This window comes from Acinetobacter sp. 778_lipA, from assembly GCF_058242985.1.
The window spans coordinates 4,233,993-4,249,652 of record NZ_JBZAYT010000001.1; the positions used below are offsets into that span (position 1 = coordinate 4,233,993).

Annotated in this window: 16 protein-coding genes; 4 read left to right on the forward strand and 12 right to left on the reverse strand. The window is 37.6% G+C overall.

The window, feature by feature from the left end; genetic code table 11:
- Window positions 1–35: 35 nt before the first annotated feature.
- The 6 genes from AC4CUY_RS20055 to AC4CUY_RS20080 all read right to left on the reverse strand — a co-directional run bounded on the left by AC4CUY_RS20055 (window position 36) and on the right by AC4CUY_RS20080 (window position 3,814).
- Window positions 36–572 (reverse strand): F0F1 ATP synthase subunit delta, encoded by a 537-nt coding sequence (locus AC4CUY_RS20055; protein ID WP_004823704.1) that lies wholly within the window; start codon window positions 570–572, stop codon window positions 36–38.
- 11 nt (window positions 573–583) lie between these two features.
- Entirely contained in the window at window positions 584–1,054 is a 471-nt protein-coding gene (locus AC4CUY_RS20060; RefSeq protein WP_004723424.1) for a F0F1 ATP synthase subunit B, read from the reverse strand.
- A gap of 39 nt (window positions 1,055–1,093) precedes the next feature.
- On the reverse strand, window positions 1,094–1,339 hold the full coding sequence (gene atpE, locus AC4CUY_RS20065; protein WP_000424060.1) for a F0F1 ATP synthase subunit C: 246 nt from the start codon (window positions 1,337–1,339) through the stop codon (window positions 1,094–1,096).
- 83 nt (window positions 1,340–1,422) lie between these two features.
- A complete protein-coding gene (gene atpB / locus AC4CUY_RS20070; protein ID WP_004723427.1) occupies window positions 1,423–2,298 on the reverse strand; it encodes a F0F1 ATP synthase subunit A in 876 nt (291 codons plus the stop codon).
- 103 nt (window positions 2,299–2,401) lie between these two features.
- A complete protein-coding gene (locus AC4CUY_RS20075; RefSeq protein ID WP_004723429.1) occupies window positions 2,402–2,800 on the reverse strand; it encodes an ATP synthase subunit I in 399 nt (132 codons plus the stop codon).
- 171 nt (window positions 2,801–2,971) lie between these two features.
- Complete coding sequence (locus AC4CUY_RS20080) at window positions 2,972–3,814, reverse strand: metal ABC transporter solute-binding protein, Zn/Mn family (RefSeq protein WP_004723430.1); 843 nt, start codon at window positions 3,812–3,814, stop codon at window positions 2,972–2,974.
- A gap of 138 nt (window positions 3,815–3,952) precedes the next feature.
- On the opposite strand from AC4CUY_RS20080, the gene AC4CUY_RS20085 reads away from it, so the two are divergent.
- The 3 genes from AC4CUY_RS20085 to znuB are packed head-to-tail and all read left to right on the forward strand — an operon-like array spanning window position 3,953 to window position 6,027.
- Complete coding sequence (locus AC4CUY_RS20085) at window positions 3,953–4,450, forward strand: transcriptional repressor (protein WP_004723431.1); 498 nt, start codon at window positions 3,953–3,955, stop codon at window positions 4,448–4,450.
- On the forward strand, window positions 4,423–5,223 hold the full coding sequence (gene znuC, locus AC4CUY_RS20090) for a zinc ABC transporter ATP-binding protein ZnuC (protein WP_096735359.1): 801 nt from the start codon (window positions 4,423–4,425) through the stop codon (window positions 5,221–5,223). Before AC4CUY_RS20085 ends, znuC begins: the two co-directional genes overlap by 28 nt.
- 3 nt (window positions 5,224–5,226) lie before the next feature.
- Window positions 5,227–6,027, forward strand: coding sequence for a zinc ABC transporter permease subunit ZnuB (gene znuB, locus AC4CUY_RS20095; RefSeq protein WP_056518353.1), 801 nt, complete (start codon window positions 5,227–5,229; stop codon window positions 6,025–6,027).
- Window positions 6,028–6,064: 37 nt separating this feature from the next.
- On the opposite strand, the gene AC4CUY_RS20100 is transcribed toward znuB, so the two are convergent.
- Entirely contained in the window at window positions 6,065–6,685 is a 621-nt protein-coding gene (locus AC4CUY_RS20100) for a LysE family translocator (protein WP_239044706.1), read from the reverse strand.
- 72 nt (window positions 6,686–6,757) lie between these two features.
- On the reverse strand, window positions 6,758–7,378 hold the full coding sequence (locus AC4CUY_RS20105) for a LysE family transporter (RefSeq protein ID WP_056518349.1): 621 nt from the start codon (window positions 7,376–7,378) through the stop codon (window positions 6,758–6,760).
- Between the two features lie 162 nt (window positions 7,379–7,540).
- Between AC4CUY_RS20105 and AC4CUY_RS20110 the strand changes: the two genes are divergently transcribed.
- Window positions 7,541–8,461, forward strand: a complete 921-nt coding sequence (locus tag AC4CUY_RS20110; RefSeq protein WP_490774611.1) for a Dyp-type peroxidase — start codon at window positions 7,541–7,543, stop codon at window positions 8,459–8,461.
- A gap of 142 nt (window positions 8,462–8,603) precedes the next feature.
- On the opposite strand, the gene AC4CUY_RS20115 is transcribed toward AC4CUY_RS20110, so the two are convergent.
- The 4 genes from AC4CUY_RS20115 to AC4CUY_RS20130 are packed head-to-tail and all read right to left on the reverse strand — an operon-like array spanning window position 8,604 to window position 15,501.
- Window positions 8,604–9,221, reverse strand: a complete 618-nt coding sequence (locus tag AC4CUY_RS20115; RefSeq protein ID WP_171501842.1) for a hypothetical protein — start codon at window positions 9,219–9,221, stop codon at window positions 8,604–8,606.
- Window positions 9,218–11,572, reverse strand: a complete 2,355-nt coding sequence (locus tag AC4CUY_RS20120; protein WP_166782820.1) for a hypothetical protein — start codon at window positions 11,570–11,572, stop codon at window positions 9,218–9,220. Before AC4CUY_RS20120 ends, AC4CUY_RS20115 begins: the two co-directional genes overlap by 4 nt.
- Window positions 11,573–11,576: 4 nt before the next feature.
- Window positions 11,577–12,203, reverse strand: coding sequence for a hypothetical protein (locus AC4CUY_RS20125; protein ID WP_490774612.1), 627 nt, complete (start codon window positions 12,201–12,203; stop codon window positions 11,577–11,579).
- Complete coding sequence (locus tag AC4CUY_RS20130; protein WP_490774613.1) at window positions 12,190–15,501, reverse strand: type VI secretion system Vgr family protein; 3,312 nt, start codon at window positions 15,499–15,501, stop codon at window positions 12,190–12,192. The genes AC4CUY_RS20125 and AC4CUY_RS20130 overlap by 14 nt, the downstream gene beginning before the upstream one ends.
- Window positions 15,502–15,660 lie beyond the last annotated feature (159 nt).

Here is a 15,660-nt window from a genome sequence, read left to right on the forward strand (position 1 = left end):
GTTCAGTCTTCTTTAGACGTAGTTATTTTTAACAATTACGCTAGAAGACGAGTCCGCATTTTTTCAAGCTTGCTAAGCGCAGAATCATCTATCACTTGGTCGCCTGCACGAATAACAACACCAGCAATCAATGCTGGATTTACTTCAACTGTAACTTTTACAGCGCTGTTCAAGCGTTTTTCTAACGCATGAGCCAACTTCTGTTCTTGTACTGAATCCAATGGAAAAGCGGATTCAATCACAACGTCTACAGTGTTGTTATTTTGCGATTTGAGTTGCTCAAATTCTGTGTCAATTTCAGGTAACAATGCTAAACGGCCATTGTCTGCAAGAAGTGTCAAAAAGTTTGACACAGCCGCAGTTTGTTCATTACCTAAAACTTTCGCAAAAAGATCAACCTGCTCTGCAGGTGTCAACTCAGGGCGATTTAAATAAGCGGAGAATGCTTCATCTTGCACCGCAGCACTGAGCAGTTGTAATGCATTTGACCAAGCGTCAGTTGCATTTTGCTCAGATGCATAAGCAAATGCTGCTTTAGCGTATGGGCGTGCCAACGTCAAGAATTCAGCCATATTCGCCTCTCTTAAAGTTTAGCAGCCAGCTGATTCAGCATGGCATTATGAGCTTCTGCGTCAACTTGTTGGTTCAGAATTTTCTCTGCACCAGCAACTGCAAGAGCAGCAACTTGTTGACGTAATTCTTCACGAGCAGAATTGATGTCTTGGTCAACAGCATCTTTCGCTTGTTGACGAATACGCTCACCTTCAGCAGATGCTTGAGTACGCGCTTCTTCGACCAATTGTGCCGCACGACGGTTCGCTTGTTCGATCAATTGAGCCGCTTGTGCTTTCGCCGCATCAATTTCTTGCTTAACTTGTGCTTGTGCATCAGCAAGATCAGCTTTCGCTTTCTCTGCAGCATTTAAGCCATCAGCGATTTTACGCTGACGCTCACTAATCGCATTGATTAGTGGTGGCCATACAAACTTCATGCAGAATGCGACAAATATCGCAAATGCAATCGCTTGGCCAAACAATGTGAGGTTGATATTCATTGCAAATTCCTCAAATAGTGAATTTCGGAATTAAGCTGATTAACCTACAAATGGATTAGCGAAGATGAAGAACAAGCCAATACCAACACCGATCATAGGCACAGCATCAAGAAGACCTGCGATTAAGAACATACGAGTTTGAAGTTGTGGAGCCAATTCTGGTTGACGAGCAACAGCTTCAAGGAAACGGCCGCCTAAAAGACCAAAACCAATCGCAGTACCTAAAGCACCAAAAGCGATCAAGATAGCAGATGCAATTGCAACTAGACCTAAAGTGAGTTCCATGATAATTCCTCAGAGGTTAGGTTTATACCAAATTAAAGTAAAAAAATTATACCTAACCACCGGATGACAGTTAGGCAATACCATTAATGTTTTTCGCTTGCCATGCTCAAGTATACGATTGTTAGCATCATGAAAATGAAGGCTTGCAATGTAATAACAAGAATGTGGAAGATAGCCCAAGGCACAGACAACGCCCACTGGATCCAGAAAGGTAACAACGCGATAAGAATGAAGATTAACTCACCCGCATACATGTTGCCGAATAATCGGAGTGCCAATGAAATTGGACGTGCAAGGAATGTTACTAATTCTAGAATTAAGTTCACTGGAATCAATAACGCTTTTGCAACTGGGTTACTTGGATTAAATGGGTTAAGTGCCAATTCACCAACGAAACCGCCGATGCCTTTTTCACGAATACTATAGAACAAGATCAACGCAAATACAGACAAAGACATACCAAGGGTAATGTTAGGGTCTGTAGATGGAACAACCTTGAAGTAAACGTGGTGAGGGTCCATACCAAATACGTTTGCACCAATCAATTGAGCTGTATACGGAATCCAGTCAACAGGAATTAAGTCCATCGCATTCATGAGGAAAATCCACACGAAAATGGTCAAGGCTAAAGGCGCAATTAAACGTGATTTACCATGAAACGTATCACGAACACTTGAGTCAACAAACTCGATAATCATTTCGATTGCAGACTGGAACTTGGTAGGAACACCAGAGTTTGCAGCTTTCGCTACGCACCAGAATATCAAACAGAAAATCACACCAAGGCCAATTGACCAACCCATTGAATCCAAGTGGATAGCAGTGAACCCCATCTGTTGAGCTTCTGCACCACTTTCAGCCAATTTCCAAGTACCATCTGGCATTTTGCCATAGGTCATATTGGTCAAGTGATGCTTGATATACTCGGTCGAAGTCAGGGCATGTTCTTCAGCAGCCATAAATCACACCTGGTCAATGTCAAATAATAAATAGAGTTAACGAATATCGCGTGCTGCATGATATCTCGTTAATCCCCAAAAAAATTTTCAATTTCTGCTGCGCTTATACTCGTTTTTGTTGCCGTGCTACCCAAAAAGGTGCAATCCACGACATCGCTTGAACGAGAATAAAACCACAAAACAATGCCACCGGAGATAACGGTTTGACATTGCATAAAATTAAAATGAAACCAACGATCACAATTGCAAATTTGCCCATTAAGCCTCTATACATGTTCGAAAGAACCTGTTTTGAAGCACGCGCCCCTGCTGCTCGAAACGACTGCCAAGAAAAATAACAACTGGCAAGCCAACATATCAGTGCACCTAACGCTGCACTCAGAGCCGCAGTCGAGTCTTTCAAGACCCACGCTACCAAGGCTGAAACAGGAATCATAAACGCTTGCAAATAGACCAAAGCTTTTGCTAATCGTCGGTCAATCAAGCGACTAGTTTGGCTCATTTTTTATCCACTCACAGCATAAATGCTTGACAAGTTTAGCTGATGATCGTTTTTAATCGCAGGCATTATAGAGTTACACCCCTGAACATGCAATCTTTTCCCGACCTTAGTCGTGTTTTTTTCGATATACAGGTTGCTTTGCATATGAACAATTGTTGATTAATTTTTGCATCATTTCCGTGCATTAAGTACGCAAGCTTGTGTTTGTTGAGCCAAAGTCTGCCATGCAACCACAAAATCTTGTTGTTTAGCCAAAGTTTCGTCTACCGCTTGAAATGAAATTTCACCCAATTTTCGGTACTGACTTGGGCTTGCGCTGCCTTCTGCCAGCAAGCACATTTTTTTGTAAGGTCGCGTGTCATTTAAAAACTTGATTTGAGTCACGGTCGGCGCAACATGCGGATCATCTGTCATCGCACCTGCAAATTTTAAGTTTAATGAGCGCTCTAAGTATTGGTAAGCATCATGATAAGCCCAGTATGGACGTGCGCTACCAGCGCTGATACTTTTCTGTGAAACGCGCAGCATTTCACTGGCAAACTTCTTCGCATTATTCCAATAGGCTGCTTTATTTTCTGGATGCTGTTGTGAACGTAAGGCGGCAATAAAGAAACCAATACGCACAGCATTGTTTGGATCTAACCAAACATGTGTATCAATCGTATCTTTCAGTGCAACACCTTTTGGACTTCTTAAAGGAAGTGCTTGAATAATGCCTGAATTGAGTATTGAAATCGCCTTTGTATTCTCACCTAGAACCTTTTCCAAAGGCGCTTCATGTTCTTTTCCCAGCCAAATCACCAATGAAGCGTCCATAATCGTTTTGCGATTATCTGGTGTAAGTTGCACATCATGCCCCGTTTGATTTCCCAAAAGCAAAACAGGCTCTTCTATGCCTTCAGTTATTTCTTTTGCAATCAAATAAATAGGATGAGTTGATACCACTAAAGGCGCTTGAGCCCAAGTGACACTAATAAATAATGCACATAAGCAAAAGGCGATAATGCGATTCATGGGAGTGTATTACCAAAAAAAATTTATGTTATAGTATAACAGAAGTTAAAAAATACCTACGCCATTCGTAAGTTGATAGAGCTTCATGTTAATATTTGCGATTCTCTTCCATTCAAATAACAAGTTTTGAGGTCTGATATGAGCTTATGTTCACACGAGCAGCATGATACTTTGCATGGTGTACACGATCATCTCAATGTAGAAGCTCGTTTATCAGAAGCAGAAAGCCTTTGTGCAACCTCAGGTGCCCGCCTTACCCCTTTGCGTAAAGAAGTACTTGAATTAATTTTGAATGCCTCAGGTCCTGTAGGTGCTTATGATCTTTTAGCCAAGATGAAAGGTGCTGCAGAACGTCCAGCTGCACCGCCTACCGTGTATAGAACCTTAGATTTTCTCTTAGAAAAAGGTTTTATTCATCGTTTAACCTCTATTAATGCTTATATCCCTTGTTGTCACCCACGTGAAGGACATCAAGCCGCATTTTTAATTTGCACTGAATGTCATACAGTGAAAGAAGCTTCAGCAAAAGGTTTGATTCAAGAATTAAACCACTTAGCCGCGTCAGATCACTTCAATGCACATCACAGTATTATTGAGATTTCAGGAATATGTCAGCAGTGCTCGAACAAAGCGTAAACTCCCCTCTCGTTCAACTGCAACAAATTAATGTCCGAATTGATGATCGTGACATTCTAAAAAATATAGATTTTTCATTACAAGAAAAAGAAATTGTCACGCTTATTGGTCCCAATGGCGCAGGCAAATCAACCCTGATCAAAGTATTATTGGGTATTTTAAAACCCAATGCGGGCAAAATTATCAGCTCAAAAAAAATTAAACTGGCATATGTACCACAAAAATTTAATCCCTCTCATAGTCTGCCTTTAAGAGTTAAAGATCTACTGAATCTTGAGAAATGTGATAAGGCCATTAAAGCTGAAATCATTCGAGATACAGGTATTGCCAAATTAGAGTACGCCAAAGTACAACAACTTTCAGGTGGTGAACGTCAGCGGGTTTTATTGGCGCGTGCTTTATTACGCCAACCCGATATTTTGGTTTTAGATGAACCTATGCAAGGTTTAGATATCCAATCTGAAGCTGAACTGTATGAATATGTGCGTAGCCTGCCACAACGTTATGGTTGCGCCATTTTAATTGTGTCTCATGATTTACAATGGGTAATGCAAGGCACTCAGCGAGTTGTCTGTTTAAATAAGCACATTTGCTGTAGTGGTTTACCTGACAGTATTCAGCAGCATCCAGAGTATCAGGCTTTGTTTGGCGACACATTTGGAAAATACCACGCTTTTTATCAACACCATCATGACCATTGTGCACATGGTGACTCCGCCAAAACTTGTGAACATGGCCCACATCCACACATTCACCCAGAACCGGAAGCTTAAACCATGATGGAATGGTTAGAATTACTGTTACCTGCATGGATTATGGGAACACTTTTAGTGTTTCTAACAGCGCCACTAGGTTGTTTGATGCTATGGCGCAGAATGTCTTTTTTTGCTGACACGATGGCGCATGGTACCTTGCTGGGTGTTGCGTTAGCTGCTGTTTTAACTTTACCGCTTTGGGTCGGTGTTACCTTTACTGCGATACTCTTGGTGGCTGTACTTTGGGTTTTACATGACCCTCGTTTACCCAATGACGCCTTACTTGCATTATGTGCTGCGACCTTACTCTGTTCAGGTCTATTGTTAATTCAACATTTACCCGCATTACGTCCTGAGTTATTAAGTTATTTATTTGGCGATTTATTAACAATTGAGTGGTCAGACCTACCGATTTTTGCAACTGTGATTATTGTTGCTTTAGCTGTCCTCTACCGTTACTGGCAAGCACAAATTCAAATTGCGATTGATCCAGATATTGCGGTAAGTGAAGGCGTAAACGCCAAATGGCAGCGCTTAATTTTTATGTTGTTATTGGCTTTATTCACCGTACTCGCTTTACGTGCCGTTGGTTCGTTATTGATGGGTGCGTTATTGGTTATTCCAGCACTGGCTTCACGTCTTATTTCGCACTCACCGAAACAAATGGTGATTGGGGCATTTGTGATTGCTCAAATTGGTGTGACTGTGGGGTTATGGTCAAGTGCAGCCCTAAACATTTCTACAGGTCTAAGCATCGTATTAACCATGTCTTTGCTGTTTGCTGTGATTTTCTGTGTAATGAAAGTAAGAAAGATGGCTTGATGGATCAATCATTTCCATCTTTAGCCGCACTCAATATTTAAACCATGCTTTTTAACGAAACATATAAACCATATACAGCAATGACAATCAGAATTAATCCGCAAAGCCCTAATATTTTTGGATAAATTTGACTTTTAGAAAGCTTATTAAACGACAGATAGACCAAAGATAACGTGAGAAAATCTAAAATAATCCATGTGACGACTAAGATGACTAGACTGGTATTTATATCAGCATGAATATGAATAAACTGCGGAAAAAATGATGAAAAGAAAATGATATCTTTAGGATTTGAGATACCCACTAAAAAGCCTTTGCTTAGCCCACCATCCACAGGCGACAACATCGTATTGAGTTGATGCTCCTGCTGGGATAATACTTCTTTTAGAATTCCATAACCTAGATAGGCAATATAAAGACATCCTAAAACTTTAATGATCAAGAAAAGGGTTTCATTGACACTAAACATGCCTTTTAAAATTAAAATAGAGGCTGTGATAAGTACCAAAGAAGCCAAATTTGTCCCAATAATGGTCAGTAAAGACTGTCGGTAGCCACCTTTTAAACCTGCACTTGCAACCAAGATCATGACTGGACCAGGCGTTGCAATCATGATAATCACACTAATGGCATACAGATAAAATTCTAAATAATTCAAAGTAACCTCGAAACAATGGCTTATTTATAGGGTCAAATCTCTAATATATGACTCAGTTAATCGCCTATGTTGTTATTGGTGAACCAGGCTTAATAAGCCAGCAGCACAACTAAACAAGACAGCAAAGGTACGGTTCATATATTTTTGTTGTTTTGGTGATTTTAATAGTCTTAACACTTTGGCTGCCAATCCCGTATAACCAGCCATGACTATCAAATCAATCGTGATCATGGTCGCTGCCATAATCACATACTGAATCCATTGTGGTTTAGACAAGTCTAGAAACTGTGGCAAAACAGCAAGTAAAAAGACGATGGCTTTTGGATTACTGATATTGACAATAAAGCCATATAAGATCAGCTTGGGAATAGATTTTGTCGGTTGCTCAGTTGGGATATCTATCGACTGTGTTTTCGTTGTCCATTGTATGTAGGCTAAATATAATAAATATAAAACCCCAAACCATTTCACTACGAAAAACGCCAGCGGTGTGGTTGCAAACAATACCCCAACCCCTGCTGCGACAATCGCAATTTGAACCAACAACGCCAGTTGTAAACCGATTGCATTCCAATAACCACGGCGAAAACCATAATTTAGACCGCTCGACATAGATGCGATCGCACCCGCACCAGGTGAAATACTGATCACCCAGCACGCCAACATATAAGCAAACCAGACTTGATACGACATAACAAAAGGATAGAAAACTTTTAACACGCTATTATAGCGGTTTTAAAACGATACATTTCGATTAATTTAATTGGTAAAAAGTATAAGACTTTACTATTCAGCTGTTGCTTGATCATGCACAATAAGAGGATTGATAAATAAAAATTGAGGAGCCATCACCATATGACAGCCCAATCTGTAATTCTACCTTTACCTTCTAATCATGCTCGTTTCATTGTTTTAAATTTAAAAAATCTGTCTATTGATGGTTTAAAAGAACAACTCAATGCGTTGTTAAATACACGTGATCGTTTAATTACCCAACACCCTGATGCTGAAATTAAAACATCTATTGCTTTTGGTCCTGAACTTTGGGCAAAACTTTATCACACAACTCCTGAAGGGTTTAAGCAGTTAGAACCGATTCAAGGCGCATTTGAGATGCAAGTGGTTCCTGCTGATGTTCTGATTCATATTGCGTCTGCACGTACAGATATTTGCTTTGCGCTTAGCCAATCCTTTTTTGATGGCATCCAAAATCAAGTTGAGGTTCTGGATGAACGGGTATGCTTCCGTTATCTTGATGGTCGTGACCTGACTGGTTTTATTGATGGTACTGAAAATCCTCAATTCCCTGATGATCGTGCGGAGACTGCGTTATTAGGTGAAGATTCAGGTATTTTTGAAGATGGTTCTTTTATTTTTGCACAACGTTATGTACACGAGCTTGAAAAGTGGAAACGTTTAAAAGTTGATGCACAGGAAAATGTGATTGGTCGTTCTAAATTAGAAAGTATTGAGATGGACGATGAACACAAACCTGAAAATGCCCATATTGCTCGTGTTGTCATTGAAGATAATGAAGGTGAAGAATTAGAAATCCTACGCCACTCTCTTCCTTATGGCGATGGTCAAGGTGAGCAAGGTCTATTTTTTATTGCCTATACCAAAGACTTAACCCGTATTGATCGTATGCTAGTCAATATGTTTGGTACTCAAGGCGATGGGATTCATGACCGTTTACTGCACTTTGTAACACCTATCGATGGTGCTTATTTCTTTGCACCGAATGAAGAAGTGTTGGAAGAGATTTTGGAAGATTGATAAATACTCATGAACAAGCAGCTTTATGAAGCTACTTGTTCATGAAAATAAAATTTTTTACGTTTATCGTATTTTTAATTAGATAGAAAGTACTTTAAAGATTCTCGCTTTTAAATGAGCTTTAATAAAAAATTAAAAGTAATTAACTTATCTTCTTAAAATATACCTTTTTACCTTCAGAACATACTCCATAGAAAATCCCATAGAAACCTTCTTTTACTGAAGGATTAGCCATATAGCTGTCACATTCCAAAAATAAATTCCCTGCTGTCTTCTTAAAAACTATTTTTTGCTTTTGATAATATGGAGCACCTTCATAATTATCATTTAAATAATACAATCCTAGTTTAGAATTTCTGGATTCAGCTTGCTTGCTCGCATAGCCATTCTTTATAAAATCAATCCCACCTAGAGTCAGGTTAATTTTATCAAAATTTAAACTTAGCTCACTGTTATCATTTCTATCAACTTTAGCTTTAGCCCATCCAACTTGAACATCTTCACTATAAATATTCTTATAGTATAAATAAAAGTCCCCATTACTCTCTTTTATATAAAACTCATCATGAGCTGGTTCAAGTTTTTTAAATAGATAATTATTTATCTTTTTTGTCGGTGTTAAATTCTGACATTTTCCAGATTTTTCACAGATTCGATATGAATAGTATAGTTCAGTATTACTTGGCTTAGGCGGATTAGCTTCAGTTGTACATGCAAACATCAAAATTATTACAAATAAAAAAAACAATCTATTCATCATTGAGTAATCTCTATATGCATAGCACCTTCTCCTGGCACATCTGCTGAAATAAAACCGGAAATAATTCCATCACTTAAAGCTTTCTCACAAGCAGCTTTAAACCTTTTCCCTACACTATTCAAAGTATTTCCTGTTCCAAAACCATTACTGTTCATGCCTAAATCAATAATATTATTTTTTCTATATTGCTCTTCCGAAACACAATGTTTCGAAACTCTCTGCCCTTTATTTTGGAACTCAACAATTTTTTCAACCATTTTTTGGATAGTCGCCTCTTTTCCAAGCCCCTTAGCAATACAGTCTGCTTTAACTTGTTTTACAGCCTCTCCAGGTCCAGCATATCTCGTTGCTTTAATATACATTGCTTCTGCTTGAGCTCTTGGGCTCCTTATTGTACTTGTAATAAAAAGTCTATTCATATTTGCTTCTTTAGCTAGATAAGCTAACACATTTTTCGTTTTCTGGCTTACGATAACTTGTCTTGCTTGCTCCTTAACACCGTTAAAACTTATTGTTACATCGGATACACTCGGGATAGCAGGTCTATCTAATTTCAGCTCAAAAGCTTTCATTCCTCTGCTAATTTCCCCATCAAAAACAACAAACTCCTTTCCAGCACTAGTAGCTGTAATTTTTATCTTTTGACCAATTTCCCCTTTATGTATTTTTTTCCCTAGACCATTCATGCCACTTGAATGCCCCTTTTTCTTACCTTTATATTCAATCGAATAATTACCACCACTAAATAATTGATTAGTTTTTTGATCATATGTATACACTGTAAATTCAGCTTCACCATTATCATTAACTAAAGTTTTTGGATGACCATCACCACTCGTTGATTGTTTTTGATCTCTTTTAGGTGTTTGATCTATACCTGACTGTTGTTTAGGGACTGGTATAGATTGAGTTGTATTACTTTTTTGTGGAGTATTTTCACTCACATCTGTTTTTAACTTTTTAGATGCTGATTCAATAACACCTTGTTCAATATAAATTTCCCTTTGTGTTTTATTCTTATCTACTTTTACAGCACCAATATTAGTACCATCTCTTAATTTATAATTTAATTCAAACCCAGGCATCGCCTTAACTGTAATTTTACCATTACTATTGGTAACTTTAGTTTTAGTTTGCCCTCTATAAGTCTGTACCAAATTTAAACTACTTATAGGCTTCTTTGAACTGTTATTATGATAAAAAATAATATCAAACGAATGTAAATCTATTTTTACTACTTGCTCTTTCACTCCTTGTGAAACAGTAAAAGATTTAAGAACTTGACGAGTGTCCTTCCCACTTATTTCAACAGAAATTTTTTCCCCTGAAGTAGCAATTATATTTTTTTCAATGCCATCTGTTCCAACTGAATGCTTTTTATCACTTCCTTTATATTTTAAAAAATATGAAAAATTGGGTAGTGCTTTATTTTCACTATCTACTATTTTAATATCAAACTTAACATCTGATGTATTACCATTCATTTGCTCTTGATCTACTTTTTTTTCATTATTTTGAGTATTTGTCGTACTTGATGGTTGTTGAACTATTGGAGATGGTGTTTGATTATGTATATCTGTTTTTGATTTAACTCCTCCTTTTCCGTTATTTACCACAATAACTGAAGCATAATTTCTACCATCTCCCAACAAAGATATTTCTTTATTATTCTTATCTTTTACCAAAACACCATTAACCTTAAATCTAGCACCCATATAGTTACAAACCTTAAGCTTTTTTATCCTGCCCTTTTGGTCTGTAATCAAATCCTTGAATAATGGCACTGGTTTTTTATCATTATATACTACATCAACTGTTGCGCCAGCTAATGGATTTCCAGCATTATCAACAAATGAAACATCAAATATTGAAGTTATTACCTTATACCAACGCATATCATCTTTTTCGGTCCCTGGTATTTGAACTTGTTGAGTAGGATTAGATTTACTCACCACAAAAGGAGGGACTAAAGAAGGATAATTAGATGGATCAGATTTATGCAATTCTGCTTGAGCCTTAGGGCTATAATAATATACAACTCCACCTGTAAAATCAGGCTCTGTTCCATTAAATATTGGTTCTACTGCTCTAATCAAACTCATTAATTTAGGTGAAATATCACCAGAATCCAAAGCTTTTTTTGCTCTTTTATAGGGTGGATTTTTTTGAGTGTACGCATCGTATCCTGTTTTCGTAACGATTTGTATGATATTACTCCATGATTTCCAGTTTGCAAAACCAATTCTATTTCTGATTGTATGTGCAATAACTTTCCATGAAGTTTCACCGCAATTTTCAGCTTCACCATTAATAGTTGCAACAAATATTTTAAAGTCTTCGCTATAATTCATTTTATTACTCACAAGTTTTCTTAATTATTTTGTTAAAATATAAACTATCACCATTTTTATCTACATCCGCCAACATTGCTACCAAATGTAATTGTCCTTTATCATCAAAATACGATTTTTCTTGAAAAGAGTTATATACAGCAACATCTACTGGAACACTATTAAATTCTTTATTTTTCAAATTAACTATTGTTTTTTTATTTTTATTAAATAGTTTTCTAGCATATATAACATTATTTTTAGAATCACTTTCAATTAAACAGTTATTTTTTTTATCTAAAGCAATAAACTCTTTAGTTTGGTCTTCTTGCATTTTACTTATGAAAAAGTGATATTGACATGGTGAACCACAACTACCATAAGCATGAAAAATATTTTCATTTACTTTATCAACCTGAGGGTATCTCATATTTTTTAAGATAAAATTGGTTTTATTATCAGAGTTTTTTACAATATCACAATACTCTTGATCATGACCCTTACATTTCAATTCAACATTGAATATATCTTTTGCATAGATATTTGAACCAATAATAGCTCCACAAAATGTAAGAACTAGAATGATTAAATTTTTAATATGAAATAGAAAAAAATGTATTATCTTCATTTGCAAAATTTCAATCATGTTCATGCTCTTCTCCACAACCACATCCAGTAATTTCTTCTTCATCCAAAGACTCTATTTCTTGTTCAGAAATTAATTCTTTAATTTCTGTCAAATAAGCTCCTTGTACTAAAGCAAGTTCTACATTATCAGCAGAATCACTGTAAACACGTGCACTACTTTCTTGCTCAAACTCATATTCTGCTTCAATTTTCTTTGAATGGTTGATTAATTTATATTTCATATTCTTCAATATATTAGTATCAAATATTTGACTCAGATCAAATCTCATACTATACATCCCACTCTCAGGCATTTTCGGCAATTCAGCATTCACTGTTGCCCCACTGGTAAACAACTGTTGCCCCGACTTCACTTCAAACTTTCCACCAGTTTTAATAAAGACACCACTACCATTAACCACAAGCTGAGTCCCACCTGCTTTTAAGTCAATTTCTTTAGAACTGGTCAGCTCAATCTTATCTTCAGTCGCGATCAGTTTAATCACTTTCTTGGCAATGATTTCAATCAAATCATCTTGCGCCTGAACTTTGATCGGACCCTTTGCAGCAAAAGCACTTAAACCTTTCTGAGCTGCAAACAAGCTGATCTTATCTTGTGCATGACCGACAATATTCTTCTGTGCACTCAAATTAATTGAGCCTTGCGCACTTTCAGCAATATCTTGTGAAGCTTGTAAGACAATATCTTCTGGGGTTGTCAGTGCAATCCCATTGGGTGAAGCCAGTAACATCAATGCCTGACGAAAGATCTTACCTTGCTCTTGTTTGGCACTATCACCACTATTTTCTAAGTCTTTTGTATAACTCTCCATAAAGCCCTGTAAGGAGCCTAAAGCCTGCATCGGATTCACATCCAATTTACTGCCTTTATTAAAAGTTCCACAAACACTGGTTAAATCAAAATCCTTAATTTCAACATTGGCAATTACCTTACCCACGTCTTTTAAAGCACTTAATGGTTCTGTATCAAATTTGTCTTTTAAACTGGTTAATTTTCCTTTTAAAACATCCGAACCATGTTCTTCAATATTTTCAATAAAACTCTTTAAGTTCTCAATCGACTCTTTGGAATCATTAAAAAAGTCTTTAAATTCGTCTACAATATTCTTGGTATCTTTACCAAATTTCTGGATGTCCTCAATAAAATCACCACTGTTTTTCAGTGCTGAAATTGGATCACTCCCCACAGCATTTTTAAATAAACCCACGGTTGCCTGTAAAGCCTGATTTGCACCTTTTAGTTCTAAAGAATTAATCAGTTTCGGCAAACGATTGACAACATTCAATGCATCCGTTTGTTGTTTGACTGCTATTTCACTCAGCACTTTCATACTTTCTGCACCTTGATTTAACAAGGACTGCGCTTGTGCTGCTTCTAAGTGGTCTGCAATCGCATTTTCTTGGGCATACGTCGTGATAAGCATGCCTTTGCCTGCACGCATGGCACCATAAGCATCGGTTCTTAACTCAAAACCTTCACCACGCCCATTGCTGGTTTCCTTATCTTTCGGATGGCTTAAGTTCCCGAGATTAAGTTGTGTCGCTGCATGACTACTTTGTAGCTGCGTACTGATTTGGCCTGTTGTATCATCAAAGCGGAGTTGATTAAAACCTGATCCACCCACTTCCGATGAGCGAATACCACTTAATTTTTTGGTATCAGGCAACTGGCCTTTGATATCAAACATGGTTTGATGACGTTCTGCTTCATGTAAACGTCCCATCACAAATGGACGGTCGACATTGCCATCAAAGAAATCAATTACTACGATTTCACCAATTCGTGGGTGGAATCTTGTGCCATAACCTTCTCCGGCCCAAGAGGTCAATACATCAACCCAAGCTGAGTCTGTATCATTGTCATTCGAGCCTGCACCACCATCATGACTATTGTCATCGGTACGGGTAAAGAGGAAACGAACTTTGATTCGCCCCCATTGATCGACATAAATCGTTTCGCCTTGCGGGCCAACCACTTTGGCACGTTGTGGAAATGCAGAAGGTCTATGCACTAAAGGGTTATACTCAGGAACAATCGGGATTCTACGGCGTACCAAGGACAACTCATTGGCTTGGCGTTGGTCTGTTATTAAATGGTTCCAATAGTTTAAATTAAGCAGCTTGGATAACTGATCTTGTAACTCTTTGGGTAAATTATTTTGATTGTAAAAAGTCTTTCCTAAGATTAAAAATTCACGATCTGAACCATCATGTTGATCAATTTCAGGGTGCTCTCTTAATTCAAACCAATAGCCAACTTGCGCATCGCGCACTGAACTGGTTGCGGTAAAATATTTGGACTGTAATTCTTGGTATTGTGTTAGTTGGGTATTTAATTTATCAACTTGAGCTGAACTGGAAACTGTGGTTTGGTCTTCACCATTGAGATCACTGGTCCAAGCTGGGCTAATTGTCCAAGCCTGCTCTAAACTTAAAGTTTCATTATCTTGTTGATCACTATGTTGGTGATTACTTAACTGGCTATCGCCCTGATCTTGTAAAAGGCTATCCGCTTGCCAACGTTGTACTTGTATTGCTGTTGATTGAATTGAGCGCTGGGCAATGAGGCTGGTGATCGTGTCAAAGCGTTCTGTTGCATGACTGCGATGGAAGCGTATACTGCGTCTAGGCATTGCCTCATATTGCGTATTGTCATCAATCAGACGTAATTTCTGTGCCTGAATCTGCGTTGCCGAAATAGGCACAATTCGTACAGACTCATCAACTAACCAGTTAATACCTTCACTGCGCCACAAGCGAGTTAAAAACTCATAATCCGTTTCATTGGCTTGCATTACAAAAGGACGGATATCGTATTGTTTTTTTAAACCACTACTGTCCAGACTGAGACTGGCAGAAAATAAGGCACTTTTCGCTTGCCACTCTTTAAATAAGATTTCCGATATTTCCAGAACACTTTTGTTCATAAAAACACGGCTATTACGACGCTTATGCCAAAGACTGGTTGCATCTTCAAGCGTTAATTTATAAACGCTTAACGCCCCATCACTCTGCCCTTGGCTTGCCCCTGTTACAATTCCAGTGGTTCGGTACAGTTCACCAAAATCGGTGACTTGATCAACTGCAACCTGACACCCGATAAATTGTTTCAAAGCAATATGCGCATTGGTTGAAAGGCAGAGTAATTCTGCCTTTAAGCCTTGGTTGATCTGTTGTTGCCCCTGAATGCATTGCAAGAATACACTGCTGTTTAAGGCTTGATTTGAGAATTGAACGTGGATCGCTCGTGTTTGTAGTCCCAAGCCAAAACTTTCAAGTAAAGTATTAATATTTCTAAGCATTTTATTTTTAAATGTTAAATTTTGTATAATAGTATTATAACTAATGTTCAAAAAATATAAACAGACCTAAATTACTTTTTATAAAAAAACTACAAATAACTAAATAAATAACATGATTACTTAAGGTTATTTTAAGGTTATTTTAAGGTTAATAAAAAA

Excerpts from the sequence above, each read along its gene's own strand:
- AC4CUY_RS20055 (WP_004823704.1), bottom strand. The coding sequence starts at position 572 with ATGGCTGAATTCTTGACGTTGGCACGCCCATACGCTAAAGCAGCATTT.
- AC4CUY_RS20060 (WP_004723424.1), bottom strand. The coding sequence starts at position 1,054 with ATGAATATCAACCTCACATTGTTTGGCCAAGCGATTGCATTTGCGATA.
- atpE (WP_000424060.1), bottom strand. The coding sequence starts at position 1,339 with ATGGAACTCACTTTAGGTCTAGTTGCAATTGCATCTGCTATCTTGATC.
- atpB (WP_004723427.1), bottom strand. The coding sequence starts at position 2,298 with ATGGCTGCTGAAGAACATGCCCTGACTTCGACCGAGTATATCAAGCAT.
- AC4CUY_RS20075 (WP_004723429.1), bottom strand. The coding sequence starts at position 2,800 with ATGAGCCAAACTAGTCGCTTGATTGACCGACGATTAGCAAAAGCTTTG.
- AC4CUY_RS20080 (WP_004723430.1), bottom strand. The coding sequence starts at position 3,814 with ATGAATCGCATTATCGCCTTTTGCTTATGTGCATTATTTATTAGTGTC.
- AC4CUY_RS20085 (WP_004723431.1), top strand. The coding sequence starts at position 3,953 with ATGAGCTTATGTTCACACGAGCAGCATGATACTTTGCATGGTGTACAC.
- znuC (WP_096735359.1), top strand. The coding sequence starts at position 4,423 with ATGTCAGCAGTGCTCGAACAAAGCGTAAACTCCCCTCTCGTTCAACTG.
- znuB (WP_056518353.1), top strand. The coding sequence starts at position 5,227 with ATGATGGAATGGTTAGAATTACTGTTACCTGCATGGATTATGGGAACA.
- AC4CUY_RS20105 (WP_056518349.1), bottom strand. The coding sequence starts at position 7,378 with ATGTCGTATCAAGTCTGGTTTGCTTATATGTTGGCGTGCTGGGTGATC.
- AC4CUY_RS20110 (WP_490774611.1), top strand. The coding sequence starts at position 7,541 with ATGACAGCCCAATCTGTAATTCTACCTTTACCTTCTAATCATGCTCGT.
- AC4CUY_RS20115 (WP_171501842.1), bottom strand. The coding sequence starts at position 9,221 with ATGATGAATAGATTGTTTTTTTTATTTGTAATAATTTTGATGTTTGCA.
- AC4CUY_RS20120 (WP_166782820.1), bottom strand. The coding sequence starts at position 11,572 with ATGAATTATAGCGAAGACTTTAAAATATTTGTTGCAACTATTAATGGT.
- AC4CUY_RS20125 (WP_490774612.1), bottom strand. The coding sequence starts at position 12,203 with ATGAACATGATTGAAATTTTGCAAATGAAGATAATACATTTTTTTCTA.
- AC4CUY_RS20130 (WP_490774613.1), bottom strand. The coding sequence starts at position 15,501 with ATGCTTAGAAATATTAATACTTTACTTGAAAGTTTTGGCTTGGGACTA.